The organism is Fructilactobacillus sp. X3R2C1 (assembly GCF_059901235.1).
This window is the reverse complement of the sequence record NZ_JBWXVA010000018.1, coordinates 1-433: the sequence shown is the minus strand read 5'-3', so window position 1 is coordinate 433 and position 433 is coordinate 1. Positions and strand designations below refer to the sequence as shown.

The window sequence follows — 433 nt, the reverse complement described above, 5'->3', positions numbered from 1 at the left end:
TGCACCTAGTAGGAGTCGAACCTACAACCTTCTGATTCGTAGTCAGACACTCTATCCAATTGCGCTATAGGTGCATAATAATATGCCGAGGACCGGGATCGAACCGGTACGGTCATCACTGACCGCAGGATTTTAAGTCCTGTGCGTCTGCCAATTCCGCCACCCCGGCATTATAAATTGACATAAGCGGAAGACGGGATTCGAACCCGCGACCTCCACCATGGCAAGGTGGCGTTCTACCACTGAACTACTTCCGCATAAATGCCGACTAGAGGATTCGAACCTCCGACCCCCTGTTTACAAGACAGGTGCTCTGCCAACTGAGCTAAGTCGGCATACATGCTATTTATATAAATAATGAGCCGTGGCGGGTTCGAACCGCCGACCCTCTGATTAAAAGTCAGATGCTCTACCAACTGAGCTAACGGCTCAA

Annotated in this window: 5 tRNA genes; all 5 read right to left on the bottom strand. The window is 50.3% G+C overall.

Annotated elements, in window-relative coordinates:
- The 5 genes from AC6UDB_RS06960 to AC6UDB_RS06940 all read right to left on the bottom strand — a co-directional run bounded on the left by AC6UDB_RS06960 (window position 1) and on the right by AC6UDB_RS06940 (window position 431).
- Window positions 1-74 (bottom strand) — tRNA-Arg (locus AC6UDB_RS06960).
- A 9-nt stretch (window positions 75-83) separates the two neighbouring features.
- Window positions 84-169: transfer RNA gene (locus tag AC6UDB_RS06955), tRNA-Leu, on the bottom strand.
- A gap of 16 nt (window positions 170-185) precedes the next feature.
- Window positions 186-257 (bottom strand) — tRNA-Gly (locus AC6UDB_RS06950).
- Window positions 258-262: 5 nt separating this feature from the next.
- Window positions 263-335 (bottom strand) — tRNA-Thr (locus AC6UDB_RS06945).
- A gap of 23 nt (window positions 336-358) precedes the next feature.
- A tRNA-Lys gene (locus AC6UDB_RS06940) sits at window positions 359-431 on the bottom strand.
- Between the last annotated feature and the right edge of the window lie 2 nt (window positions 432-433).